The organism is Streptomyces sp. NPDC024632, from assembly GCF_055559175.1.
Map to the genome: position 1 here is coordinate 133,077 of NZ_JBVHLD010000009.1, position 24,405 is coordinate 157,481.

At 74.2% G+C, this 24,405-nt stretch carries 17 protein-coding genes; 7 read left to right on the forward strand and 10 right to left on the reverse strand.

From position 1 onward, the window contains the following. Positions 1-163: 163 nt before the first annotated feature. The 5 genes from ACZ37P_RS20285 to ACZ37P_RS20305 form a co-directional block, all read right to left on the reverse strand. The gene (locus ACZ37P_RS20285; RefSeq protein ID WP_391041734.1) at positions 164-1,519 is read right to left on the reverse strand and encodes a M1 family metallopeptidase; all 1,356 of its coding nucleotides are present in this window, start codon (positions 1,517-1,519) and stop codon (positions 164-166) included. A 133-nt stretch (positions 1,520-1,652) separates the two neighbouring features. Continuing rightward, the gene (locus ACZ37P_RS20290) at positions 1,653-5,729 is read right to left on the reverse strand and encodes a Pls/PosA family non-ribosomal peptide synthetase (protein WP_467347830.1); all 4,077 of its coding nucleotides are present in this window, start codon (positions 5,727-5,729) and stop codon (positions 1,653-1,655) included. Between the two features lie 318 nt (positions 5,730-6,047). Continuing rightward, positions 6,048-6,740 (reverse strand): Fic family protein, encoded by a 693-nt coding sequence (locus ACZ37P_RS20295; RefSeq protein ID WP_467347832.1) that lies wholly within the window; start codon positions 6,738-6,740, stop codon positions 6,048-6,050. After that, entirely contained in the window at positions 6,737-7,336 is a 600-nt protein-coding gene (locus tag ACZ37P_RS20300; RefSeq protein WP_355339912.1) for a hypothetical protein, read from the reverse strand. Before ACZ37P_RS20300 ends, ACZ37P_RS20295 begins: the two co-directional genes overlap by 4 nt. 337 nt (positions 7,337-7,673) lie before the next feature. Further along, complete coding sequence (locus ACZ37P_RS20305) at positions 7,674-8,723, reverse strand: helix-turn-helix transcriptional regulator (RefSeq protein WP_467347834.1); 1,050 nt, start codon at positions 8,721-8,723, stop codon at positions 7,674-7,676. Positions 8,724-8,843: 120 nt separating this feature from the next. Here ACZ37P_RS20305 and ACZ37P_RS20310 point away from each other — a divergent pair, with 120 nt between their 5' ends. Both ACZ37P_RS20310 and ACZ37P_RS20315 read left to right on the forward strand, forming a co-directional pair. Next, entirely contained in the window at positions 8,844-9,266 is a 423-nt protein-coding gene (locus ACZ37P_RS20310; protein ID WP_355339918.1) for a VOC family protein, read from the forward strand. A gap of 21 nt (positions 9,267-9,287) precedes the next feature. Next, positions 9,288-10,394 carry a winged helix DNA-binding domain-containing protein gene (locus ACZ37P_RS20315; protein WP_467347836.1) on the forward strand — a complete coding sequence of 369 codons (1,107 nt, stop codon included), beginning with the start codon at positions 9,288-9,290 and terminating at the stop codon, positions 10,392-10,394. Positions 10,395-10,418: 24 nt separating this feature from the next. Here ACZ37P_RS20315 and ACZ37P_RS20320 read toward each other — a convergent pair whose 3' ends face one another. From ACZ37P_RS20320 to ACZ37P_RS20330, 3 genes are all read right to left on the reverse strand, one after another. After that, complete coding sequence (locus ACZ37P_RS20320; RefSeq protein ID WP_467347838.1) at positions 10,419-11,009, reverse strand: 3'-5' exonuclease; 591 nt, start codon at positions 11,007-11,009, stop codon at positions 10,419-10,421. Positions 11,010-11,276: 267 nt separating this feature from the next. After that, on the reverse strand, positions 11,277-12,203 hold the full coding sequence (locus tag ACZ37P_RS20325; RefSeq protein ID WP_467347840.1) for a cysteine/serine endopeptidase inhibitor: 927 nt from the start codon (positions 12,201-12,203) through the stop codon (positions 11,277-11,279). A 184-nt stretch (positions 12,204-12,387) separates the two neighbouring features. Further along, positions 12,388-13,167, reverse strand: coding sequence for a TetR/AcrR family transcriptional regulator (locus ACZ37P_RS20330; RefSeq protein ID WP_467347842.1), 780 nt, complete (start codon positions 13,165-13,167; stop codon positions 12,388-12,390). 464 nt (positions 13,168-13,631) lie between these two features. Here ACZ37P_RS20330 and ACZ37P_RS20335 point away from each other — a divergent pair, with 464 nt between their 5' ends. The 3 genes from ACZ37P_RS20335 to ACZ37P_RS20345 all read left to right on the forward strand — a co-directional run bounded on the left by ACZ37P_RS20335 (position 13,632) and on the right by ACZ37P_RS20345 (position 16,798). After that, positions 13,632-15,044, forward strand: coding sequence for an MFS transporter (locus tag ACZ37P_RS20335; RefSeq protein WP_467348114.1), 1,413 nt, complete (start codon positions 13,632-13,634; stop codon positions 15,042-15,044). A 236-nt stretch (positions 15,045-15,280) separates the two neighbouring features. Then, positions 15,281-16,267: a hypothetical protein gene (locus tag ACZ37P_RS20340; protein ID WP_467347843.1), complete on the forward strand. Its 987-nt coding sequence runs from the start codon at positions 15,281-15,283 to the stop codon at positions 16,265-16,267. Between the two features lie 99 nt (positions 16,268-16,366). Beyond that, positions 16,367-16,798 (forward strand): VOC family protein, encoded by a 432-nt coding sequence (locus ACZ37P_RS20345; protein WP_355339936.1) that lies wholly within the window; start codon positions 16,367-16,369, stop codon positions 16,796-16,798. A gap of 169 nt (positions 16,799-16,967) precedes the next feature. Here the strand turns inward: ACZ37P_RS20345 and ACZ37P_RS20350 are convergent, their stop codons facing one another. After that, entirely contained in the window at positions 16,968-17,933 is a 966-nt protein-coding gene (locus tag ACZ37P_RS20350) for a DUF1152 domain-containing protein (RefSeq protein WP_467347845.1), read from the reverse strand. A 223-nt stretch (positions 17,934-18,156) separates the two neighbouring features. On the opposite strand from ACZ37P_RS20350, the gene ACZ37P_RS20355 reads away from it, so the two are divergent. After that, on the forward strand, positions 18,157-19,023 hold the full coding sequence (locus ACZ37P_RS20355) for an alpha/beta fold hydrolase (RefSeq protein WP_467347847.1): 867 nt from the start codon (positions 18,157-18,159) through the stop codon (positions 19,021-19,023). Further along, positions 19,020-23,522 (forward strand): AAA family ATPase, encoded by a 4,503-nt coding sequence (locus ACZ37P_RS20360; protein ID WP_467347849.1) that lies wholly within the window; start codon positions 19,020-19,022, stop codon positions 23,520-23,522. The genes ACZ37P_RS20355 and ACZ37P_RS20360 overlap by 4 nt, the downstream gene beginning before the upstream one ends. Before the next feature lie 16 nt (positions 23,523-23,538). Here the strand turns inward: ACZ37P_RS20360 and ACZ37P_RS20365 are convergent, their stop codons facing one another. After that, positions 23,539-24,390 carry an HD domain-containing protein gene (locus ACZ37P_RS20365; protein WP_467347850.1) on the reverse strand — a complete coding sequence of 284 codons (852 nt, stop codon included), beginning with the start codon at positions 24,388-24,390 and terminating at the stop codon, positions 23,539-23,541. Between the last annotated feature and the right edge of the window lie 15 nt (positions 24,391-24,405).

The following is a 24,405-nucleotide window of genomic DNA, read 5'->3' on the forward strand; positions in this document are numbered from 1 at the left end:
GAACCCGCTACGGGAGACGAGAGGCCGTCCGCCGCCCCCCTCCCCTTCCTCCCCCCCCCCCCCCCCCCCCCCCCCCCCCCCCCCCCCCCCCCCCCCCCCCCCCCCGGGCCACGACCGCCGCTCCCTGCTCCCCGCTCGCGCCCGGCCCCCCGGCGGACACGCCCTAGAGCCGGGGCAGCGGTGTGCGGTGGACCCAGGCCGTGAAGAGCGGGTCGAGCGAGTCGGCGCTGTAGCGCGCCGCGTGCGCGGCGAGGTCGGCCGTGACCACCGTCGAGTGGCGGTTTATGGTCGCCCACGCCTTGAGCATCCGGAAGAACGCGCCCTCGCCGAGGGCCAGTCGCAGGGCGTGGACGGTGAGGCCGCCGCGCTGGTAGAGGCGGTCGTCGAACATCAGACGGCGTCCCGGGTCGCCCAGGCGCAGATCCTGCGGGAGCCGGGAGAGGCGGTCGTGGGCGGTGGCGGCGTGCGCGGCGGCGAGCGGGCCGCCGGTGTGCTCCGACCACAGCCACTCGGCGTATTTGGCGAAGCCCTCATTGAGCCAGATGTGCCGCCAGTCGCCGATGGACAGGCTGTTGCCGAACCACTGGTGGGCCAGCTCGTGGGCGACCAGCCGTTCCCAATGCCTCCTGCCGCCCAGGTGGTTGGTGCCGAAGGTGGCCATGCCCTGCGCCTCCACCGGCACGTCCAGCTCCTCGTCGGCGACGACCACCGCGTACTCGCCGAACGGATACGGACCGAAGACGTCCTCGAAGAAGTCCATCATGCGGGTCTGCCGCTCGAAGTCGACGGCGAATTCGCCGCGCAGCCCCGCCGGTACGTAACCGGTCTGCGGTACCGGGCGGCGCGGTGCGAACAGCGAGGCGCCGCCGGTGAGCTGGACCGTCTCGTAGCGGCCGATCGACACCGTCACCAGATAGCTGGACGTGGGCGCCGCCTGCTCGTAGACCCACGTGGTGCTGCTGGCCTTGGTGGTCCTGGACAGCAGCCGCCCGCCGACGACCACGGTGTACGCGGACGGCGCGGTGACCGCGATCTGGTACGACGCCTTGTCCGCGGGCCGGTCGTTGCACGGGTACCAGGACGGCGCGCCGACCGGCTGGCTCGCGACCAGCGCGCCGTCGGTCAGCTCCTCCCAGCCCAGGCCGCCCCACTGGCTGTTGATGGGCTGCGGGTTGCCGGTGTAGGCCACCTCGACGGTGAAGGCCGCGCCCGCCTCGACCGGCTTCGCGGGCCGTACGCGCAGCCGTCCCGCCCGGTGCGTGTAGTGCGCGGGCCGACCGTCGACCACGACCCGCTGGAGCCTGAAGTCGGCCAGGTCCAGGGCGAATTCACGCAGCGGCGCGCCGCCCGCGACCGCGCTGAGCCGCGCCGTGCCGCGCAGCCGGTTGGACGCGGGCCGGTAGTCCAGGGCCAGTTCGTACCGGTGGACGCCGTAACGGCTGTCGCCGTGCGCGGGGAAGTACGGGTCCGCCGCCCCCGGCCCGGCTGCTCGCTTCTGGCTCAACGGTTCCTCGCTCATCGTTCCCACCGGGCCGCACCCCCGTACGGCCTGGTCGTTCCCCCGGACGGGCCGGGCACACGTGCCGGCGCGCCGGCACGTGGCGTGCGGCCCGACGGACCGCGTCCGCCCCCGGCCGGCCGCGGGCGACCGCTCACGCCTCGCCCCGCCGCGCGGGCGGCTCCTCCTCGAACCACACCTCGGCCGGATTCCCCAGCCAGCGGCTGTCCGCGGGGATGGACTCGGCGCGCATCACCAGGGACGCGGGCCCCAGGGTGCTGCGGGCGCCGATCTCGCTGCCGGGCAGCACGATGCCACCGGGACCGAGGGTCGCGCCCGTGCGGAGCACCACCGTATCCATGCGCATGATCCGGTCGTGGAAGAGGTGGGTCTGAAGGACGCAGCCGCGGTTGACGCTGACGCCGTCCTCCAGGGTGACGAGGTCGGCCTCGGGCAGCCAGTAGCTCTCGCACCACACGCCCCGGCCGATGTGCGCGCCGAGCCCGCGCAGCCACAGGCTCATCACGGCGGTGCCGGGCACCGCGCCGACCAGCCACGGCACGGCCAGCACCTCCACGAAGGTGTCGGCCAGCTCGTTGCGCCACACGAAACCGCTCCACAGCGGGCGCTCGACCGCCCGGAAGCGGCCCACGAGCAGCCACTTCGCGGCGATCGACACCAGCGCGGCGGCGCCGCCCGCGGCCAGCAGCACCGGCCCCGACAGCAGCGCGACCGCCAGGACGCCCGCGTCGCGGGCCAGCCGGGCCAGCACGGCCAGGACGAGTACGGCCAGCGCGGCGGAGGCCAGCACCGGCACCAGGCGGCAGACCTCGACCAGCCCGCGCGCCCACACCAGCCGTACCGGCGGCGCGTACGTCAGGCTCTGGTCGGCGTCGTCAGCCGTGCGCGGCAGCCGTACCGGCGGCATGCCCAGGTACGAGCGGCCCTCCTTGGCCTTCTTCGGCGTCGCCGACAGCACCCCGACCAGGCCGCGGTCCGGGACGGCGCGCCCCGGCGCCGTCATCCCCGAATTGCCGAGGAACGCGCGCTCGCCGATCTCGGCCGCGCCGATCCGCAGCCAGCCGCCGCCGAGCTGGTACGGGGCGACGAGGACGTCGTCGGCGAGGAACGCGCCGTCGCCGACGGTGGTGAGGCTCGGCATCGCCAGCACCGTGGAGACCTCGGCGCCGCTGCCGACCTTCATGCCGAGCGCCCGCAGCCACACGGGCGTGATCAGGCCCGCGTACAGCGGGAAGAGCTTGTCGCGGGCGGCGTCCATGAGCTGGATGACCGTCCAGGACTGCCAGCCGACGCGGCTGTGCAGCGGGTGCCAGCCGGGCCGCAGGCCCAGGCTCAGCAGCCGGACGGCGGCGATCAGCAGCGCCGCGTACACCAGCGCGAAGGCGAGGGTGGCGGGGACGAGCGCGATGAGCGCGCCCCGCGCGGCGGCGCCGAGACCGCTGTGGGCGGGCACCAGGCAGGCCGCGACGGCCAGCGCCGCGAGCCCGGCGATCAGCGGCAGCAGCGTCACGCCGACGCCGCTCGCGCCGTACGCCGCCGCCCAGCGGGCCCGGCGCGCGGGCCGCTGCTTGGGCCAGCGCCGCTCGGCCTTGCCGACCTTGACGGCGGGCGCGCCCGCCCAGCTCTGCCCGGTCGGCACCTGCCCGGTGACGCTGGACCCGGCCGTGATCTGCGCGCGCTTGCCGATCCTGGCGCCGGGCAGGAGTGTGCTGCGGGTGCCGACGACGGCGCCGGAGCCGACCTTCACCGGGCCGACCTCGAGCCGGTCGCCGTCCAGCCAGTACCCGGCGAGGTCGACCTCGGCCTCGACCGCGCAGCCCCGGCCGAGCTTGAGCATGCCGGTGACCGGCGGCAGCGAGTGCAGGTCCACGTCCGGGCCGATCCGCGCGCCGAGCGCCCGGCCGTACCGGATCAGCCAGGCCCCGGACAGCGAGGTCGCGCCGGTCGCCTCGGCCAGCCGCTCGGCCGCCCACAGCCGCAGGTGGACGCCGCCGCCGCGCGGATAGCTGCCGGGGGTCAGCCCGCGCAGCAGCAGCCGGGCACCGGCCGCGGCCAGCGCGAGGCGGCCGGGCGGGCTGAAGAGCAGGACGGCCCCGGCGGCGACCAGCCACCAGGACGCGGTGGGCGCCCACGGGTAGTGGCCGGTCCAGGCCAGCGTGTTGCCCAGCGCCAGCAGCCCGGTCGTCCAGCGCAGCCCGGTCAGCGCGAACAGCGGCAGCAGCGCGAGCAGTTGGACGGCCTTGGCGCGGCCGGGCACCGGCGCGATCTCGCGGGCCGGGCGGTCGTCCCGTACGGAACGGTCCAGCATCCTGGCCAGCTTGCGCACGGTCGGCGCCTGGTAGATGTCGACGACGGCCACCGACGGGAAGCGGGTCCGCAGCAGCGTCGTGAGCTGGGCCGCGGCCAGACTGCCGCCGCCGATCGCGAAGAAGTCGTCGCGCGCCTCGACCACCGGCACGCCGAGGACTTCGGTCCACTGCTCGGCGACCCACGCCTCGGTGCCGCGCAGCGGCTCGGCGGCCTCCTCGCCGGGCGCGGGGCCCGCCGACTCCGGCAGCGGCCAGGGCAGCGCGGCCCTGTCCACCTTCCCCGAGGTGCGGGTCGGCAGGCCGGGGACGGTCGCCAGCAGCGGTACGAGGGCGGCGGGCAGCTTCGTGGACAGCTCCGCGACGGCCGCGGCCCGGTCCCAGCCCTCGCCCGCCACCACGTAACCGACCAGCAGCTGATTGCCGCGCCTGGTCGTGCGTACGGCGGCGGCTGCCCCCGCCACGCCCGGCAGCGCCTGGAGCGCCGCGTCCACCTCGCCCAGCTCGATCCGGCGCCCGCCGAGCTTGACCTGCTCGTCGGCGCGGCCCAGGAACAGCAGCCCCTCGGGCTCGGCGCGCACGAGGTCCCCGCTGCGGTACGCGCGCGCCCAGCCCATCGACTCCAGCGGCGCGTACTTCTCCGCGTCCTTCTCGGCGTCGAGATACCGGGCCAGGCCGACGCCGCCGATGATGAGCTGGCCGCTGCCGCCCATCGGCACCGGCTCGCCCGCCTCGTCCACCACGGCCAGTTCCCAGCCGTCCAGCGGCAGCCCGATCCGTACCGGGCCCTCGCCGGTCAGCAGCGCCGCGCAGGCGACGACGGTGGCCTCGGTCGGGCCGTAGGTGTTCCAGACCTCGCGCCCCTCGGTGACCAGCCGCTCGACCAGCTCCGGCGGGCACGCCTCGCCGCCGAAGATCAGCAGCCGCACCTCGTTCAGCGCCTCGGCGGGCCACAGCGCGGCCAGCGTCGGCACCGTCGAGACCACCGTGATCTCCTGCTCGGCCAGCCACGGCCCGAGGTCGCTGCCGCCGCGCACCTGCGAGCGGGGGACCGGGACCAGGCAGGCGCCGTTGCGCCAGGCCAGCCACATCTCCTCGCACGAGGCGTCGAAGGCCACCGACAGGCTCGCCATCACGCGGTCGCCGGGACCGATCGGCTCGTCCTGGAGGAACAGCGCGGCCTCGGCGTCCACGAACGCCGCCGCGTTGCGGTGCGTGACCGCGACGCCCTTGGGGCGGCCGGTCGAGCCCGAGGTGAAGATGATCCAGGCGTCGTCGTCGGGGGAGGGGCGGCGCGGGGCTTTCGACGCGGGCGGGTCATTCGGCGCGTGACGGGTGCCGGTCAGGGTGGTGGCGGGAGGAGTGCCGGGGCGGGCGGTGGTGTGAGGGGTGCCGGTCCGGGCGGTGGCGTGAGGGGTGCCTGTCGGCGCGTGAGTGGTGCCGGTCAGGGTGAGGGCGCGGTCCGCGCCCAGTACGGCGGCCACCCGCGCCTCGCCGAAGACCAGCTCGGCCCGCTCGTTCGGGTCCTCGGCGTCCACCGGGACGTAGGCGGCGCCCGCCGCGAGCACGGCCAGGATGCTGACGTACAGGTCGTTGCTGCCCGAGGGCACCCGCACGCCGACCCGGTCGCCCCGCCCGATCCCGGCCGCCGCGAGCCCGCGCCGCAGCGTCTCGACCTCGGCGGCCAGCGCGCGGTACGTCAGCGCGGTGCGCCCGTCGTCCAGCGCGGGCTCCTGCGGGTGCGCGAGGACGGTCGCGTCGAGCACGTCCAGCAGCGTCCGCGCCCCGGCGGCCGTACCTCCCGCGAAGTGGGCGTGCGGAACGCTCGGCCGTTCGGCCGTGTCCAGCACTCCCAGCAGCAGGTCCACATCCCGCAGCGGGTCGCTCTCCACGCTCAGATCCATGCGCTCCTCGTCCCTCGTCCCCCGTCCGGGGGCCCGGCACCCTGCTCAGGCGTACAAAGCAAGACAAGCCGACCAATCTTACGGGCGGCCTTTCCGCGCCGCCTCCCGAGCGACCCCGCGCCCACCCGCGTTTGGAACGCGTTTCCGCCCCCTCTCGCGCCCCCTCTGACCTGCGCGGCGACCGCCCCTTCCGCCCCGCCCGCCGACGCCCGGCCGGCGCAGCCGAACGTGCCGCAACACACACGAGGAGCCGCGAAGAGATGGCCGCGCGATGTCATCGCGGCGAACGTGCGGTGTACGGGGGATGTACGGCTGGGGTCAGACCGTTCTCCGGCTCGCCGACGGTCGCGCGAGGACCGCGACGAGCACGGCGAGATCGGCGGCTCCCGCCGCGTCGTCCGCGTAACGCGCGATCGTGAGCGGACCCACCTCGCGCAGGACGACGCCTTCGCGGGCGAGCACATACGTCAACGCCAGCAGCGCGGAACGGGCGTTGCCGTCGGCGAAGGGGTGGAAGAAGGCCACGTCCAGATACGTCCGGGCGGCGCGCGCGGCCAACGGCACGGCGGTGTCCGCGCTTTGGGCCAGGCACTCCGCGAAGTCCGCCGGGGTGCGCGAGTTCAGCCCGTACCGTTCCCGGCCGCCCTTCGCGTACGCGTCCCCGGTCCTGAACGCCGCCTCGTCCGCACCGAGCACGGTCCGCTGCCACCCGGCCAACAGGCCGAACGTCAGGGGCACTTCGCGTACGGCGTCGGCGCGGGCCGCCTCGTACGCGGCCAGCAGGCGGCGGGCGCGGACGGGGTCGCGGCGCCGGACGGGGCCCGCGCACCAGGCGGCGAAGCCGTCGACAGCCGGGGTGGTCCGGCCTGCCGTCGCGTCGTCGGCGCCGGTGGCCGTCCAGTCGACCCGCCGCCGTACGCGGCACCAGGCCGCCAGCGCGTCGGGGCCGGTCCCGTACGCGCTCGCGGGAACGGCCGGGTCCCCGCGCGGCTGCGGCGCGGTGGACGTCATCCGCCGTCGTGCCGCTCTTCGAGGTGGCTGTACTCGCGGTGGTCGCGGTAGGGGAGGCGGCCGGTCAGGGCGACGGCCAGATCCTCGCCGACCGAGTCGACGAGCGTGGACGGCGGGGCGACCCAGCTCGTGAAGCGTCCGCCGATGGCGCTGTCGACCACGGCCGTGGCCTCGGCGTCGCCCATTCCGCAGGAGGTGAGGTACCACCCCAGCACCAGTCGGCACGTTCCGTACCAGCCGCTCTCCGCCTGCGTACGGTCCACGACGCGCGTGACCAGCCGGACCGCCGCGCGTTCCAGGTGCCAACTGCGCTGCTCGGGGGAGGCGTCCGGTGCCGGGGCCAACTCCCGGAAGCGCTCGGCCAGTTCCTCCAGCCAGTCCCGCCACTCGGTCAGCGCGGCGACGGCCTTGGCCGCGGTCGCGTCCGGTGTCGTCACCGAGTGCGCCCCGCAGCACCAACTGCCGACCACACCGCCGTCGTTGTCGCCCTCGCCGACGCTCCAGTTCCACTCCCGCGCCCAGGATCCGTACCGCTCGACGAAGAGCGCGGTGATCCGCGGCACGCAGCGGCGCTCCCGCGCCCACTTGCCCGCCATGCCGGACCGCACCTGCGGCACCAACTCCCTGACCAGCGCCTCGACTCGCGCCTTCTCGGCGTCGTCCCAGGCGAACGGGTGGCGCTCCGGGTCGAGTTCTGGCCAGGTGGGGACGCGGTACGGGGGCGGTGGCGCGGGCTGCTCGGCGGGCGTGGCGGGTTGCTCGGCCGGTGCGGGGGGTTGCTCGGCGGGCGTGGCGGGTTGCTCGGCCGGTGTGGCGGGTTGCTCGGCTGACGTGGCGGGCTCCGGGGGTGCGGGTGCGGGCGGGGATGCGGACAGCCGTCCAGTGTCGCGGCCCGCGCCCGAGTCCGCCTCCGGTTTTCCGGCCGCCGGGGGCCTACTGACCGGCGGTGGCGGCGAAGCGCCGGGCGAGGGTCGCGAAGGCGTCCTTGAGCGCGGGCGGGCCGATGACCTCGACGGCGGTGTCGAACTGGGCGAGGGCGGCGGCCAGCGCGGGCCAGGACCAGGAGCCGAGGGTGAGGCGGCAGCGGTCGGCGGTGAGGGGTTCGACGAGGCCGTCGCGGGCGTAGGGGGCGACGGCGGAGGCGGGCAGGTCGAGCACGACGACACCGCGGCAGGGCCAGTCGGCCGCGCCCCGCGCGGGGGCCTCGGCGCCGCGGAAACGGGCGGTGACGAAGGCGGCCACGTCGCCGCCGGGCAGGTCGCGGGGGGTGAAGCGGGGCCCCGTGGGGGTGCGGGGGCGAATCCGGTCGGCGCGGAAGGTGCGCCAGTCGGCGCGGTCGAGGTCCCAGGCCAGGAGGTACCAGCGCCCGCCGCGCGCGACGAGGTGGTGCGGCTCGACGCGGCGGGGTGCAGCGGCGGAATCGGGCTCCTGCGCGCGGGGCTCCGCGGCGGAATCGGGCTCCTGCGCGGCGGGAGCCGCAGGGGCTCCGGCCTCGGGCTCCGGCGGGCTCGCGTAGTCGAAGCGCAGCACCTCGCGGGCGTGGACGGCGGCGCCCAGCGCGGTCAGGACGCCGCTGTCGGCGGTCGCGGCGCCGGGCGGCGGGACGGCCGTCACCTCCAGGGCGTCGATCCGGTGCCGCAGCCGCGCCGGCATCACCTGCCGTACGGTCGTCAGCGCGCGGGCGGCTGCCTCCTCGATGCCCGCGCCCGCCCCCGTGGCCATCCGCAGGGCGATGGCCAGGGCCACGGCCTGGTCGTCGTCGAAGAGCAGCGGCGGCAGCCGCGCCCCGGAGTCGAGCCGGTACCCGCCGTCGGGGCCCTTGGAGGCCGCGATGGGATAGCCCAGCTCGCGCAGCCGGTCCACGTCCCGGCGGACCGTACGGGCGCTGACGTCCAGGCGTTCCGCCAGCTCGCCGCCCGGCCAGTCCCTGCGGGTCTGGAGCAGGGACAGGAGGGAGAGCAGCCGGGCCGACGTTTTCTGCATGCGTCCGATTCTCTCCCGAGTAGCGGACAGAATCTGTCCTGTACGGGTGCGAGGGTGGGTCACAGACCGGGAAACACGCAGGTCACGAAGGTTCGAACCCGACAGCGCAAGGAGCCACCCATGTCCGTCACGACCGCCACCCACCTGAATTTCCGGGGCGAGGCCCGCGCGGCGCTCGACTTCTACGCGTCCGTCTTCGGCGGGCGTCTCACCGCCGTCACGTACAAGGACGCCGGCGCCGTACAGGCCGAGAGCGAGGCCGACTGGATCATGTGGGGCGAGGTCGTGTCCGACGACGGCTTCCACGTCATGGCGTACGACGTCCCGTCGCACCTGCCCTGGGACCAGGGCCGTAACGCCTTCTTCGTCTCGGTGCGCGGCGACAGCGCCGAGGAGATCACCGCGCTCTGGGAGAAGCTGGCGGACGGCTCGACGGTCGCGCAGCCGCTCGCGCCCGCGCAGTGGGCGCCGCTGTACGGCATGCTCACCGACCGCTTCGGGGTCGTGTGGGTCCTGGACGTCACTGCCCCGTACGGCGGCTGACGCCGCGTCATGCCGCACGTGATGCCGTACGTGACGCCGCCGCTCGACAGCCGCGCCCTGAACCGGGCGACCCTGGCCCGCCAACTCCTGCTGGAGCGCTCGGACCTGCCGGTCCTGGACGCCGTCGCGCACCTCGGCGGCGTCCAGGCGCAGGAACCGCAGGAGCCGTTCACCGGGCTCTGGTCACGGCTGCGCGGCTTCCAACCCGCCGCGCTGGACGGCCTGTTGACCGGGCGCGAGGTGGTGCGCACCCATCTGATGCGCCGTACCGTCCATCTCGTCACCGCCGAGGACGCGCTCGCCTGGCGGGCCCGCCACGATCCGATGCTGCGGCAGCGCGTCCTGGGCACGTACCGCAAGGAGTTGGCCGGGATCGACCTGGCCGCGCTGGCGGCGGCGGCCCGCGCCGTCGTGGCCGACGGCGAGGCCCGCACGATGGCCGAGATCGTCGCGGCGCTCGCGGACCGCTGGCCGGGGCCGCCCCGGCGCGTCCTCGGCGAACTCGTCGTCGCCGCCCTGCTCCCCATGGCGCAGCGGCCCCCGCGCGGCCTGTGGCGTACGAAGGCGGGCGTCCGCAACGTCCTGCTCTCGTCGTGGCTGGGCCGCGACATCGACCCGCCGCCCGCCGACGACGCGGCGGAGGACCTCGTCGGACAGGCGCTCGTACGCCGCTACCTCGCCGCGTACGGCCCCGCCGCCACCGCCGACCTGCGCGCCTGGTCCGGCCTCGCGGGGCTCCCCGCCGCGGTCGCCGCCGTACGCCCCGAACTCGTCGCCTTCCGCGACACCCAGGGCCGTGAACTGCTCGACCTCCCCGACGCCCCGCGCCCCGACCCCGGCACCCCCGCGCCCGTACGCTTCCTGCCCGCCTTCGACAACGCCCTTCTCGGCTACGCCGACCGGACCAGGATCGTGGACGACGCCCACCGCGGCCTGTCCGTCGCCGGTCAGCGCGTCGTCCTGGTCGACGGCCGCGTCGCCGCCACGTGGACGGCGGAGGCGCGGGGCGTCGCCGTCACCCCGCTCCGGCCGCTGCGGCGGGCGGAGCGCGACGCGGTCATGGACGAGGGCCGGGCCCTGGCGGCCTTCCTCACGGACGGGGAGAGCGACCTGGTCCGCACCGCGTAGGCACGGCTTGAACGCGCCCTTGGTCTACGGCTGTTGCGGTCCGTACGTCTCCTCGCGCGTCGGCCACGCGTCGGCGCGCGCGAGGTCGAGGACGAGGGCGGCGATGTTCCAGGCGTCGTCCTCGCCCCGGTGGTGCCGCCCTTCGAGCGGCAGCCCGGCCACGCGCAGCGCCTCCGCCATCCCCGGCCGCTTGCGCAGCCCGTACCCTTGCGTGAACACCGCCTTCGCGTTCACATGCGACCTGCCGAAGGGGTACGTGACCTGCGTCGCCCGGCACTGCCGCGTGAACTGGTGCCGGTCGTAGTCCCCCCAACTCGCCCACACCCGCGCCCCCGCCAGGTGCTCCCGCGCCAACTCCCCGCAGGCGTAGGCGAACGACACCCCGCGGTCCACCTCCGCCTGCGTCAGCCCCGTCAACTCCGTGCAGAACGCGCTCACCCGCGACCGCACCGGCCGCACCACCCACCGGTGCCGCCCCACCCGCTCCCCGGCCGCCAGGTCCACCACGGTCAGCCCGATCTCGATGATCTCGCTCACCGCCCCCGGCGGCGGCGGCCCGTCCCAGCACGTCGCCTCGACATCCACGACATTCAGCAACTCCCCGCCCCAATTCATCCGTCGAGCATAGGAAGCCAGCCGCCGGACGCCGAACCATTTCCCGACCAGCCTTCGGCCGGGAGGTACGGGGACGCGTCGGCGTCTTCTACCGCGTCCGCGTCACCAGCGGCCGCCTCCGCCCCCAACAGGCCACGTGCCCCCGGTCCTGACCGGGGGCCTGATCCAGGACTGACCCCAAGGCGGACGTTCCCGGGAGGGTGCTTCGGGCGGCGGATCCGGGGGGGTTGGCCGGGCGTCTGGCGTAGGGGCCTGGCAACTGGGATGTCAGCAGGGGCCGTTGTCGGTCCAGACGGCCCAGGAGGAGGGGTCGGTGGGGACGGCGTTGGTGGAGTAGTAAGTCGCCGTGAATTTGTGGCCGTTGTAGGAGACGGCGTTGCCGGGGACGTAGGAGGTGGACGGGCTCCAGGGGGCGGGGCAGGCGGGGGTGCCGCTGCCGCCGCCGGTGGTGGTGGCGGACAGGGGGGCCGAGGCGGGGCTGACGGTGCCGGAGGCGGTGGCGGCAGCGACCGTGTAGGTGTAGGCGGTGCCCGCGGTGAGGCCGGTGTCGGTGAAGGACGTGCCGCCGGTGGTGCCGACCTGGGCGCCGCCGCGGTAGACGGTGTACGAGGCCGCGCCGGAGACGCCGGTCCAGGACAGGGCGACCGAGGTGTCGGTGGTGGCGGTCGCGTGCAGGCCGGTGGGCGCGGCGAGCGGCGGGGGAGTGCTGTTCGAGGAGACGAACTGCCAGGTGATGCCGGTGACGACACCCGTCCCGAGCGGCGCGAACTCCGCGAACGCGGGCTGGCTCAGGTCGATGTGCGTCGCGTCGCACGTCGGGCACTTGTCGGCCACCGGCACCGTGAGCGTCTTGCCGTTGTACGTGACCTGGACCGAAATCCCGCCGCACAGAGGGTCGTTGTTGGGGTTGGCCGAGGTCCACCACTGGTACGACACCGCGACCAGATACTGCGTGGACGCGTCGATCCGCGTCCCGCACGCGCCGTAACCGACGTCGTTGTAGTACGTCATCGACCCGCTCATCGGCTGCCCGACCGGCACGGCGGCCACGGCCGGTCCGCCGGCGAGCAGCACGAGCGCCGAGGCGCCCGCCAGGGCGCCGAGCCAGGGCGTGACACGGCGCGTGACCCGTCGGCCGACCCGTCGCCTGACGCTTCGCCTGATACCTCGCCTGACACCTCGCGGAGCGCGCAATGTACCTCTCCTCTACGTCTGTTCAGAGTGGGGGGAGCCTGAGCAAGGCGTTGAGCACGGGGCGTACTTGGCGTACGGGGCGTACGGGGCTGACAGTACGCGAACAAGCCGCCGTACGGTGGCGAGGCGGCGGCACACCGAACGGTTCAGGACGTCGTTGTCATGCCCTCCCACCGGGCACGGGTCACGCGCCCCCGCCCGGCTCCCGAGCCCCCGGCGCGCCCGCCGCGAGCAGCCCGTCCACGAACGTCCGCAGCCCGTCGCGATACGTGTCCCGTAGGGCCAGTTCGTGCCACCGGCCGCTGACGGCCGCCAGGTGCGGCACCTTCTCCGCGTCGAACGTCTCGCGGAACACGGGCGGTTCGCCGCCGCTCGGCCACCGTACGGAGTGCGCGCGCACCAGGATCTCGCCGACCGTGTAGTACCAGATGCTGCGGAAGACGTGCACGGACTGCTCCTGCGTACAGCCGTGTTCGTCCGCCCCGGACACGATGCCCTCGACCATCCACAGCGCCGATTCGTCGAGCAGCCCGACGAAACCGTCCGTGGTCAGCACCTCCGCCGCCCACGGCCAGGCGGCGAGCGCGTCGTGCAGCGCGGTGGCGGACGCGATGACGCGGTCCCGCGGATCGGCGGGGAGTTCGGGGCGTTCGAGCTGGCTGATGTGGTGTTCGAGCAACTGGACGAGCAGGTCTTCCTTGTCCCGGATGTGGTGGTAGAGCGTCGTCGCCCCGATGCCCAGCTCGGCGGCCAGCCGCCGGATCGTCAGCTTCTCCCAGCCGTCGCGGTCGATGAGCCGACGGGTCGCCGTGAGGATCTCCGCGCGGGAGGTCACGGGCGGGCGGCCGGTGCGGCCGTTCGGCGCGGGGGCGGCGCTTACGCGCTTGGACGGCTTGGACGCCTTGGACGGCGCGGGCTGCTCGGACGGCTGGGGCGACGCGGGCTGTGTGGGCGGTCGGGGCATGGGCCCATCATGCCGCGCCGCCGCGCGCGGGCCGTACGACGTACGCCGTGACCTGCGCGAGGGTCCGTCCGTACCCCTGAAGCGCGCCCCGGCCGCGTACGGCCGCCGTGCCCGCCCCCGGCCGCCCGGCGTACCCCCGTCCGCCTCCGTCCACCCCCCGTCCGTCCCCGTCCGCCCCCCTCCCGATTCCCATCCGGTCCATCCGGTGCTACTTTCGGAACACGTTCCTAAAGTCGGGACGGCAGAGAGCGGCGGCGCGCGCCGGCGCCGAGAACGGGGAGTCCGCGATGCGGAAGAGGCTGAGGAAGAGTCCGAGCAGCAGCCCGATCGAACCGGGGGGTCCGGGCCGGGGTCCGGGCGGAGGTCCGGCAGGGGGTCCGGGCGGAGGCACCGGCGGAGGCACTGGCATCCCGGCGCCCCCGACAGCCCCGCCGAGCGGGGCCCCGGCGGCTGTCCGCCCGGGGCTGACCCTCGCGGTCGTCGCCGTCGTCCAGTTCATGGTGTCGCTCGACGTGTCCGTCGCGAACGTCGGACTGCCCCAGATCGCGTCCGGCCTCGGCTTCGGCCCGGTCGGCCTGACCTGGGTGATCCACGCGTACGCCCTCACGTACGGCGGTCTGCTCCTGCTCGGCGGCAAGGCGGCCGACCGCTACGGCCGCAAGCGGGTGCTGCTGCTCGGTCTCGCCCTGTTCGGCCTGGCCTCCCTCGGTGGCAGCCTCGCCCAGAACCCCGCCCAACTCGTCGCCGCCCGCACGATCCAGGGCATCGGCGCCGCAGCCCTCGCCCCCGCCGCGCTGGCGCTGCTGACCGGGACGTTCCCCGAAGGCCGGGCGCGCGTCAGGGCGTTCGGCATCTGGAGCGCGGTCAACGCGGCGGGCGGCGCCTTCGGCGTCGTGATCGGCGGTGTCCTCACGCAGTACGCGAGCTGGCGCTGGGTCATGCTGGTCAACGTGCCAATGGCCGCGTGCGCACTGGCACTTGCCTGGCGCGGGGTCACCGCGACCGCGCCGAACCAGCGCGCCGGCCGCCCCGACGTGCTCGGCGCCGTACTCGCCACCGCGGGCATGACGCTCCTGGTCTTCGGCGTCGTCCGCACCGACCGGCACGGCTGGACCTCGGGCGCCACCCTCTCGACGCTCGCCGTCGCCGTCGTCCTGCTGGCCGCCTTCCTCTCCGTCGAGCGGACCACGGCCCGCGAACCCCTCATCCGGCTCGGCCTGTTCGCCAACCGCTCGGTCTCCGGCGCGAACGCGTTCAACCTCCTGGTCGGCGCCGCCATGACGCCGTCCTTCTACTTCGTCTCCCTCTACCTCCAGGACATCCTCGGCAAGGGGCCCGCGCTGACCGGAGCGATGTTCCTGCCCTTCACCTTCGGCCTGATCGGCGGCTCCGTGCTCGCCATCAAGTTGGGCTACCGCTTCCCGCCGCGCACCCTGCTCGTCACCGGCGGCATCCTGACGGCCGTCGGGCTCGGCTGGTTCGGCATGATCAGCGCCGACGGGTCCTTCGCCGCCGACATCCTCGGCCCCTCGATCGTCGCCAGCGTCGGCTTCGGCCTCTGTCTCGGCCCGGTCGTCTCCACCGCCACGGCGGGCGTCGCGCCCCACGAGACCGGCACCGCCTCCGGCCTGCTCAACAGCTCCCGCCAGATCGGCGCCTCCCTCGGCCTCGCCGCCCTGGGCACCGCCGCGCAGCACCGCACGGGCGGACGCGCGACGCTCGGTGCGCTCTCCGACGGGTACGGGTTCGGCCTGACGCTGGGCGCGGCGCTGCTGGTCGCGGCCGTGGCCGTCGCCCTGACGGTGCTGCGGCGGACCGGGGCGGCGGGGCGTGAATCCCCTTCCGTGGAGCGGGACTTGGTGCCGACGGGGGACTGAGGGGGGACTGAGGGGGCGGTACGGCCGGACGGGGGGCGTACGGGTACGGCCACGCGGTGGCTCGGCTGTACGGGGGCGGGCTCTTTCCCGCCACCGTACGGTCAACTACCGGCCGAAGACGGCGCTTTCGGGTCGGGTCAGGTTGTCATGGGCATGACCTCATGCGTAACGCGAGCCCCATGCACCACCCGGCCCTCCGAGAGGATCGCATCAGCGTGAGAAGTCCGAGAAGCCTCGTGAGCAGTCTGAAGCCGAAATCGACGGCGACCGTTTTCGTGACCGCGGCGGCGCTGGCCCTGGGCTGCGGCCTGGGCACGGCCGCGGCGGCCCCTTCGTCCCCCGCGCCGTCCCTCGCGCCGTCCCCCGTGGCCGCCCCCGCGTGCGGCTCGGCGACGGTCTCCGGCCGTACCGTCAGCGGGGCGCTGCCCGCGGCCGAGGTCCACCGCCAGCTCAACTCACTGACGCGGCAGCACCGTTCGCAGTACGGGACGCCGTCCGGGATCGCGGCCAAGGGCCCGCTCGGTACGGCCTCCCCGGCCACGGGCACCGTCGTACGGCCGCTGCTCGACATCCACCCGGCGCAGGGCACGGCGTTCAAGTCGCTGTCCGGCTCGGACGGTTCGTGCGCCACCCAGTCCGTCTCGACCCAGCTCACGGTGCACGACAGCGGCACCACCATCTACACCCCGACGATGTACCCGGCGGGCGGCTCCTGCGTCGAACTCGTCACCGTCTACACGCGGACCGTCCGCTCGGTCTCCGCCTGGGACTGGTGCCGCAGCGTCAACTTCGCCGCCTCCGTCACCATCAACAGCTCCTTCCTCACCACCTACACCGGCGGCACCGGCTCCTACACCGGCCGCGTCGTCAAGACCTCCCCCGCCTCCAACACCTGGTCCGCGGACCTCTACAACTACTCGACCGGCAAGTGGGACACCCTCTTCGCCCAGTCCGGCACCAACCAGTCCGGCCGCACCGACGGCTGGGACATCGAAGAGCTCTACTCCACGGTCGGCACCTCCGGACAGGCGTCCTCCTGCGCCGACATGGCCAACCTCACCTTCGAGTCCGCCAACATCGCCGTCCGCACCAACGGCACATGGTCCCCCGCCTCCACCGCCAACGCCGACACCCACTACGACTCCCCCGCCGGCTCCTTCTACTGCCCCACCCGCACCTTCCAGATGCTCACCCCTTACACCCACTGGAAAGCCACCGGCTGACCTCCCGTCCCCGGGTGGCTCTGGCCCGAAGGGCCCTGGCCTGCCGCGCCGGGTTGGCGGGCGGCCAGGGGTCGGGCGGGGCCCGGCTAGGGTGGGGTGATGGCGGCGATTCGGCAGATCCAGGTGACCTTCGACTGCGCGGAGCCCGAGCGGGTCGCGCGGTTCTGGTGCGAGGTGTTGGGGTACGTGGTGCCGGCGCCGCCGGAGGGATTCGGGACGTGGGGGGAGTACGACGCCGCGCAGCCTCCGGAGGAGCGGGGGTCGTGGTTCGCGTGCGTGGACCCCTCGGGGGCGGGGCCCCGGCTGTACTTCCAGCGCGTCCCCGAAGGGAAGGCCGTCAAGAACCGGGTGCACCTCGACGTACGGGTGGGCACCGGCCTGGCGGGGGAGGAGCGGCTGGCCGCCCTGGAGGCCGAGTGCGCGCGGCTGATCCCGCTCGGCGCGGTGCGCGTACGGCTGCTGTACGACGGCGGCAGCGACTCGTGCATCGTGATGCAGGACATCGAGGGCAACGAGTTCTGCCTCGACTGACGCGCTCGCGGGGACCCGCGCCGACGACCTCGGCCCGGAGATCGACTACCCGGCGCGCAGGGACGCGGTGCTCGTCCGGCTCGATGATCGAGGACGAGAGGCACCCTCGGAGGGTGGCAGGACCCGGGTGCGGGCGGACGGTCTGGGTCTTGATCCGGCGGGATGCCGGTCAGTGGGGGTACGTGCGGGGCGGGCGTTGACGGGGGAGGGTGTCGCGGAACTGCTCGATGGCGGAGCTGATCTGGCGGGTGAGGTGGGTGTCCTCGATGCGGTCGAGGTAGAGGTTGCGGCGGGCGAGGCCGACGGCGTCGACGCAGAAGTAGAGGGACATGAGGGGGTTGATGAAGAGTTCGCTGCGCTTGGTGCGGGCGGTGAACTGGACGTCGCCGAAGTCGCCGCGGGTGGCGGCGGCGATGGAGCCGTGGACGATGCTCGGGTACTCGGGCGTGGACGCCTGGGCGTGGGCGACGGCGTCGAGGTACAGGGCGCCCTCGCGGCTGGCGGGGGAGAGGGAGAAGGCCCCGAGGTAGGCGCCGTCGCGCTCCAGAGCGGCCAGATTCTCCAGTACGAGGGCGTGGTTGACCCCGTGGTACGCGTCCACGCCGAAGCCGAGGCAGGCGACGAGCCGTTGGGGGACCTCGTCCAGCGCGCTGACGGCGGCGAGGCTGGCCATGTCCTCCTCGGGGGTGCCGAGTCCGCTCTCGTCGCCGCGCATGAGGATGTCGGTGCCGCCGTCGACGAGGACGATCGCGTCGACGCCGCCGAGGTGGGCGATCAGCGCGCGGTACGCGGCTCGCAGCGGCTGGACTCCCGTCCGGTCGAAGGCGTGGACGGTGGACGGGAGGCCCTGACCCTCCAGCCAGCGCGCCAGCGTCCGCTCGGGGAAGTAGTCACCCCTGGCCACGGTGTCGGGCCTGATGACGGCCACGTCGTGGTCCAGCCACACGCCCAGGTCCAGGCCGTGCAGATCGGCGAACGACAGATTCGCCAGGTGCACTTCCTTGCCCTCGGCGCGCAGCGCGAGCGCCAGCGGCAGTCCGGCGTAGACGTCGAAGCCGCCGCCCGCGCCGGCGACGAGCACGCGCCGCGCGTCGCGCAGCCGCGTGAACAGGGCAGGCTCATGAAGGGAGTACACCCAGGGACGGTAACAGGAGCGCGGCACACGGCCGTTGAGGACATCCGCAGGTCATGACCCGACACCGCACCCCGCACCGCGCGACGGGCCGAATCCCCGACGCGTCAAGCCAGTTGCCACTGGTGCAGCATCGCGTGGTGCGACAGCGACGGCCCTCCCCGAGGGCGCTCCCCGCACTACGCTCGTCGCCTGACCGAGAGGCACTGGGGCGGGGGTCACGGGCGTGAAGCGCATCGTCGGGGTGCACGGGATCGGGCAGTCCAGGACGTCCAAGGAGCAGTTGGCGCGCGACTGGTCGGGGGCGCTCGACCGTGGCCTCGGCGCGGCGGGCGCGCCCACACTGTCGCCCGGCACCCTCGAACTGCCGCACTGGACACGGCTCCTGGCCCGTCCGGGCAAGCACCTCGGCCCGGACGACGATCCCTTCGACAGCGAAGTCCCTCTGGGCGACGGCGAGGCCGACTTCGTCACCCGGGCGCTGGAGGACGTCGTTCCCCGCGAAGACCTCGACCGGATCGGGGAGTCGGAGTCGCAGACGCTCGGGCCGCCGCAGCTCTGGCCCGCGCGCCTCACCCGCCTGGTGATGGCGTACGACCTGCGCTTCCCCCGAGGCGGCGGCAGGCTCTTCGTGAGCGCGATGCGCGAGGTGCGCTTCTACCTGTACGAGCCCGGTCTCGCGGCCCGGGTCCGGGCCCTGGTCGCGGAAGCGTTCGACGCGGACACCGCCGTGGTCGTGGGGCACTCGCTGGGCAGCGTGATCGCCTACGACCTGCTGCGCCGGGAGGAGATCGCACCCGACCGCGCGTCCGGGGTGCGTACGCTCCTGACGTGCGGCTCCCCCTTGGCCGTTCCCTCGGTACGGCGCGGACTGGGCATCGCCGACGGTGAGCCCATGGGGCTGCCCGCCGGTACGGGGTGGGTCAATGTCTTCGACCCGGGGGACGTGGTCACCGGCGGCGGCGGACTCGGTGGTCTGGGGCCCGGGATCACCGACGAAAGGGTGAACAACGGCATCGGAGACCCGCACAGCGCCGCCCGCTACCTCCAATCCGGCCCCGTGGCACGCGTGATCGCGGACGGTTGCCGGTGAACCGGGGCGCGGCTCCGCGAACGGCCCGGCGATCGCTGATCGAGATCGCCGAATCGGAGCGGGACGACGATCCCGAATTCCGTGAAGGGATCGCCGCCCAAGTCGCCGTCGTACGGGAGTGGTGGGCCGAGAGACCGCCGAGCGAGAGCCGCTTCGAACGGCGCGGCCCGAAACGGCTCGACACGGTTTACGACCTGCGCGAATTCCTGGACGACGCGCGGCCGGAGGAGGCCGCCCACGATCACGCGCTCGTGGTCTACGTCACCGGCCACGGGGTCACCCGACCGTCGCACGACCACTTCCTCCTGCTGCGCGACTCCGACGAGAGACGTCTCCCGGCGACCGCGTTCCAGACCGGCGACCTGATCGCGCGCGTCCTGGACTCCGACTCCGACCACATCCTGGTGATGGTCGACTCCTGCTACTCCGGTGTCCTCCGCAAAGACCTGCAACGCCGGCTCGAAGCCTTGAACAGCGCACGGAGGAACCTGAACTCCCTCGTGGTCATCTCGTCCGCCAACGAGACGGGGACCCCGCGTCCGCAGCAGTTCACGCGCCTCCTGCAAGCCGTCTCCTCGTACTTCAAGGAAAAGGAGGCGGGGTTCGCGAACGCGCACCTGAGCTTCGCGGAGTTCTTCGAAGCGATGCGCGTTCTGCGCAAGCGGGATGTCTCGCTCGATGTGCAGTTCCTCTGGCCCAACTACGCGCTGATCAGCAGCGACGACCATCAGGACCTCAGCCCCTGCCTCCCGAACCCCGGTTACGCGCCCGAACGCGTCGTCGTCGGCCCCGCGCGCGGCGCCGTCGCCTGGAGCGCCGCCGACCTCGACGCGTACTGGCTCTCCCGCGCCTCCGGCCGGCCGTCGGACGGCGGCCCCGGCTGGCACTTCACGGGCAGAAGCGGGCTCGTACGGCGCTTGAACCGGTGCCTGACGGGAGACGCGAGCACGCTCGTCGTCACCGGAGAGGCCGGATCGGGGAAGTCCGCGCTGCTCGCCCGGGCCGTGACGCTCAGCGACCCAGGGTTCCGGGCGGACCCGGCGTACGCGCCCCTCATCGAGGACATTCCGCCCGGTCTCCTGGTGCCCGTGGGGGCGGTCGACGCGGCGGTGCTCGCGCGGAACGCGGACGCCGACGAGTTGGCGGCGGCGCTCTACGCGGCGCTCACCGGCACGGTGCCGACCGGGGGTCCGGGGGTCGGCGTCCTGGACGACCTGCTGGATCACGTACTGGTCACCGCCCGTCGGGAGGGCCGTCCGCTGACGATCGTCATCGACGGCATCGACGAGGCCAAGCACCCCGCGAGGATCGTCACCGACCTCGTCCGCCGCCTGGCGCATCAGTGGACCGACGACGAACTGCCCGCGGTACGACTGCTCTTGGGCGTGCGCAGCGCGCGCCCCGACACGGGCGGCGACGGCCCCCGGCCGCCGGTGGACCGGTCGGCGGATCTGCTGAGTCTGCTCGTTCGGTCCACGGACGCCGGGGAACCGCTGCGGACGGACACCGACGCCGACACCGTCGAGGACATCGCGGCGTACGTGGGCGCGCTGTTGAAGGCCCGGTTCACCACAGGTCCCGGCCCCTCGGCGCCCCCGGCCCCCCGTGCTCCGGCCCCCCGTGCTCCGGACCCCCGCGCCCTGGAACGGCTCGCCCTCGCGGTCGCGGAGGAAGTGACGCCCTCCTTCCTGGACGCGCGCCTCGCCGCCGAAGCCCTGCTCGCGGTGCCGGACCGGCTGCCCCGCCCCGACGACGCCGACTGGCGGCGCGGTCTGCGCCGGGGCACCCAGGAGCTGCTGCGACAGGATCTTAGGGCGGTCGAGCGCGCCACGGGCGTACCGGCCCGGTCCGCCGTGCACGTCCTGCGCGCGACCGCGTTCGCCCAAGGGGACGGCCTTCCGTGGGGCGAGGTGTGGCCGTGCGCCGTACAGGCGTTGGCGCGAGGCGAGGTCGCGGCGCCCGAGGCGCTGGTCAGGCGGGTGCAGGAAGGTCCGCTCCAGGGACATCTGGCCAAGGGGGTGGAGGACGGCAAGTACGTCTACCGGCCGGTCCACGAGCGCATCAGCGAGGTGCTGCGCGGGGACCCGCGCCTGCTGCTCTCCGGGGAAGCGGAACCCGGCACGTCCGAGGAGGCGGAGGCGGGCGTCAGGGCGGCCCACCGCCAACTGGCCACCGCCTTCAGCGCGCTTCACGCGCGGAAGACCGGGCTGCCGTACCCGTACGTGTGCCGCCACCTGGTGCAACACGCGGCGGCCGGAGGCGTACTGAACGACCGGGTCGTCACCGACGGCTTTCTGCCGCACGAGACGAGCGGGAACGTACGGGGCGCTCTCGGGCTGCTCGCGGAGCACGCCCCGGACACCGAGCGGCTGTTCGCGTGGGCACGGATCGAGCCGTTCCTGGCCGACGCGCCTCCGCTCGCGCGCGCGGACAGCCTGCGCTTCTCCCTGCTGGAGGGCAGGGAACCGGCGGCGGTACGGGACAGCGGCGGCCCGGCCGCCGGCCGTCTCGTGCCAGTGTGGAACCACCTCGCGGTGCCGGGCAACGTCTTGGCGAGGCAGGACGCGGACCTCTGCTCCCTGGTGTCCTTCACCCTCCGGGACGGGACACCGCTGATCGCCGTGGGCGACGCCGACGGGGCCATACGGGTCTGGGACCCGGCCACGGTGACCCCGGTCGGTCCGCCGATCCCGGGACACGGCCGCTTCGCGCGGGCGCTGACCGTCGTGAGCGATACCGAAGAGCCATCAGCCGAGCCGCAATTGGCGGTCGGCTGCGATGAAGGCGTCTGGATCTGTGACCCGTTGAGCGGCACCACGCGACAACTTCCGGTCACCTCGGCCGTCCAGGCCATGGTGTCCTTCAGCGACGTGTACGGGTCGCCCCGACTGGCGATCGGTACGGCCAGGGGGCTCGTGCTGTGCGATCCGCTCACCGGAGGGCCGCGCGGCGGCGAATGGGCGTACGGGGACGACTCGTTGACCTCGGTGCTCGGGCTCGCGGCCTTGGCGCTCACCGATGGCACCACACTCCTGGCCGTTCAACGGGCGGGCCGCGTCGAGATCGTCCAGGCCGCCGCGCAGGGCTTCCCCACCCGCCCGGTGTGCACCGTGCGGGTGGATGACGACGAGATCGCCGCGCTGGCCCTGATCGGGGACCGGACGGGCGAGAGCCCCTTCCTGGCACTGGCCTCCCGGACGCGCGGGACGGTCGGCTTGTGGGACGCGCTGACCGGCGCCGGATTCGGGGACCGCACGGTCAGACGCTCCGCGACCGTGCTCGCGCCGTACCTCCGCGCCGGCTCGGAGCCGCTGCTCGCGCTCGGCACCGACGACGGCGCCGTCCACCTGTGGAATCCCGAGACGGGGGAGGAGGCACGCCGGTTCCCCGCCGACCACACGGACGGGGTGACGGGCCTGGCCGTCGTGCCCGGTCGGGACGGCGTGCCGCTTCTGGTCTCCGCCTCCGGTGACCGGACCGTGCGCGTGTGGAACCCCGAGGTGTGGGCGCGGCACCCGGAGCGGTTCGCGCGGTCCGTCCGGCGCGCCGACGGGACACTCCTCGCGGTACTGCCCGGCCCCGGCGACGCTCCCGAGACCGTCGAGGTCGGCCCGGACCGGAACCTGACCGTGAGATCGGCGGCCACGGGGGCGGTCATCCGGTCGATCGACCTTCCCCGAACGGGACTTGACGGTCCGGTGACGGCCCTGGCCGTCCACGCGCCGCCCGGCGGTTCCCCGATGGTCTTCGCCGGACTGCCGGACGGTGCCATCGGCGTCTGGAGCGAGGGCAGTTGGAGCATGATGAACGCGTGGATCTTCGGGGACGACCACGCCACCGCCTTCGCCGCCTTCGCCGACAGCGGGCGGACCGTGCTGGCCGTGGGGACGCGCCATGGGTCGGTCGTGTACTGCGACCCGGCGAACGGACAGGTGCTGGGGTGGCTCCACATCGGCGAAGACACTGGGTCCGTCCACGCGTTGACGTACGTGCCGCTGCTGTCGGGCGGCGTCCTCGCCCTGGCCTCCGAGGACGGCGGCGTGCGCCTGTGCCGCCCGTTCAGCGAACCGCACGCCGAATGGCCGGGAGACATCGGCACCGTGGAGTCCCTGGCGGTCCTTCCGGCATACGGGGAAGGGGAGTTGCTGCTGGCGGCCGGTGGTTCCGACGGCTGCGTACGGCTGTGGACGGGTGATCCGGAGCGGGAACCGTTCACGCTGCCGACCCGGCACGACGGTCCCGTATCCGCCCTCCACGCCGTACGGTCGCCCGGCTCCCGCCGCCTGCTGGTGAGCACCGGCCGCACGGACACGACCGTGCGGCTCTGGGACCCGGCCGCCGGGGAAGAGGTCACGCGCCTGGTCACCGCGGCGGCCCTGACGTCCCTCGGCGTCGTGCCGTCCACCGACAGCCCGGCCCCTCGCCAGCCCGTGATCGTCTTCGGCGGCCCGGCCGGAATCGGCGCGGTGACGCCGAGCGCGGCGCGGCCCGAGGGGTAGTCGCAGCACGTGCCGTTCAGGCCACCCGCATACGGGCGACCGCCTCGCGCGCGCGGCGCCGGGCCCGCTCCGACAGCACCTCCCGACTGTCGTGGGGCGACCCGAAGCCGCCGCAAGTGTCGCTGAGGGCAAGGGCGTTGCTCTGCGAGACCAGGCGGCCGAAAGCCGTCAGGCGCACGGGATCGGCCGGCCGGATCAGCCGCGCCAGCTCCGTCCGCGCGCCGAGGCCCGCATCGCGGGCGACGTCGTCCGCCAGCGCGCACCTGACCGTGTCCCAGGCGGGTCCGCCGGTCGCCCGGTACGCCTTGGCGACGGTGTCGGAGTGCAGGACGTCGGCGCCGTGCCGGTTCAGCGCGTACGCGGCCACGTACAGGCCCTGGTGGTCGCGGTCGCGGCACTGCTCGCCGTCGACGTGATCGGCGCAGTCGCAGCCGGTCAGCCGGGGCAGCACCGCCGCCGTGACGTGCTCCGGATCGGCCCGGCGGCTCGGGGCCCCGGGCGGCGGCAGGGGAAGTCCCGCCTCCAGGGCCCGGGTCCGCCAGGCCGCGCGCGCCGCGTCGAGGGCCGCCGAGGGCCGCTGCCCCGCGCCGAACGAGGTCATCCGTGAAGGGTTGGCGTGACCGAGGCGGCTCACCCCCGCCAGGAAGGCGGCGGCCGTACGGGCGCTCCGCGCGTCGTCGGCCGCGAACGCGTCCGTGAGCTCGGCCCGTTGGCGCTCGCTCAGTACCCGGTCCCAGAGTTCGAGCATCACGCAGGCCGCGGTGGCCAGTTCGGCGACGAGCGGATTCCACCCGTGCGGCTCCGAGAGATCGACCGTGCCCCAACACCATTGATGTGCAATGTTGTTGAGTTCTCCTGGTTGGCCCACGTTGCCCTCATTCAG

Coding starts and splice junctions, on each gene's coding strand:
- ACZ37P_RS20285 (WP_391041734.1), bottom strand. CDS start 1,519: ATGAGCGAGGAACCGTTGAGCCAGAAGCGAGCAGCCGGGCCGGGGGCG.
- ACZ37P_RS20290 (WP_467347830.1), bottom strand. CDS start 5,729: ATGGATCTGAGCGTGGAGAGCGACCCGCTGCGGGATGTGGACCTGCTG.
- ACZ37P_RS20295 (WP_467347832.1), bottom strand. CDS start 6,740: ATGACGTCCACCGCGCCGCAGCCGCGCGGGGACCCGGCCGTTCCCGCG.
- ACZ37P_RS20300 (WP_355339912.1), bottom strand. CDS start 7,336: ATGGCGGGCAAGTGGGCGCGGGAGCGCCGCTGCGTGCCGCGGATCACC.
- ACZ37P_RS20305 (WP_467347834.1), bottom strand. CDS start 8,723: ATGCAGAAAACGTCGGCCCGGCTGCTCTCCCTCCTGTCCCTGCTCCAG.
- ACZ37P_RS20310 (WP_355339918.1), top strand. CDS start 8,844: ATGTCCGTCACGACCGCCACCCACCTGAATTTCCGGGGCGAGGCCCGC.
- ACZ37P_RS20315 (WP_467347836.1), top strand. CDS start 9,288: ATGCCGTACGTGACGCCGCCGCTCGACAGCCGCGCCCTGAACCGGGCG.
- ACZ37P_RS20320 (WP_467347838.1), bottom strand. CDS start 11,009: ATGAATTGGGGCGGGGAGTTGCTGAATGTCGTGGATGTCGAGGCGACG.
- ACZ37P_RS20330 (WP_467347842.1), bottom strand. CDS start 13,167: ATGCCCCGACCGCCCACACAGCCCGCGTCGCCCCAGCCGTCCGAGCAG.
- ACZ37P_RS20345 (WP_355339936.1), top strand. CDS start 16,367: ATGGCGGCGATTCGGCAGATCCAGGTGACCTTCGACTGCGCGGAGCCC.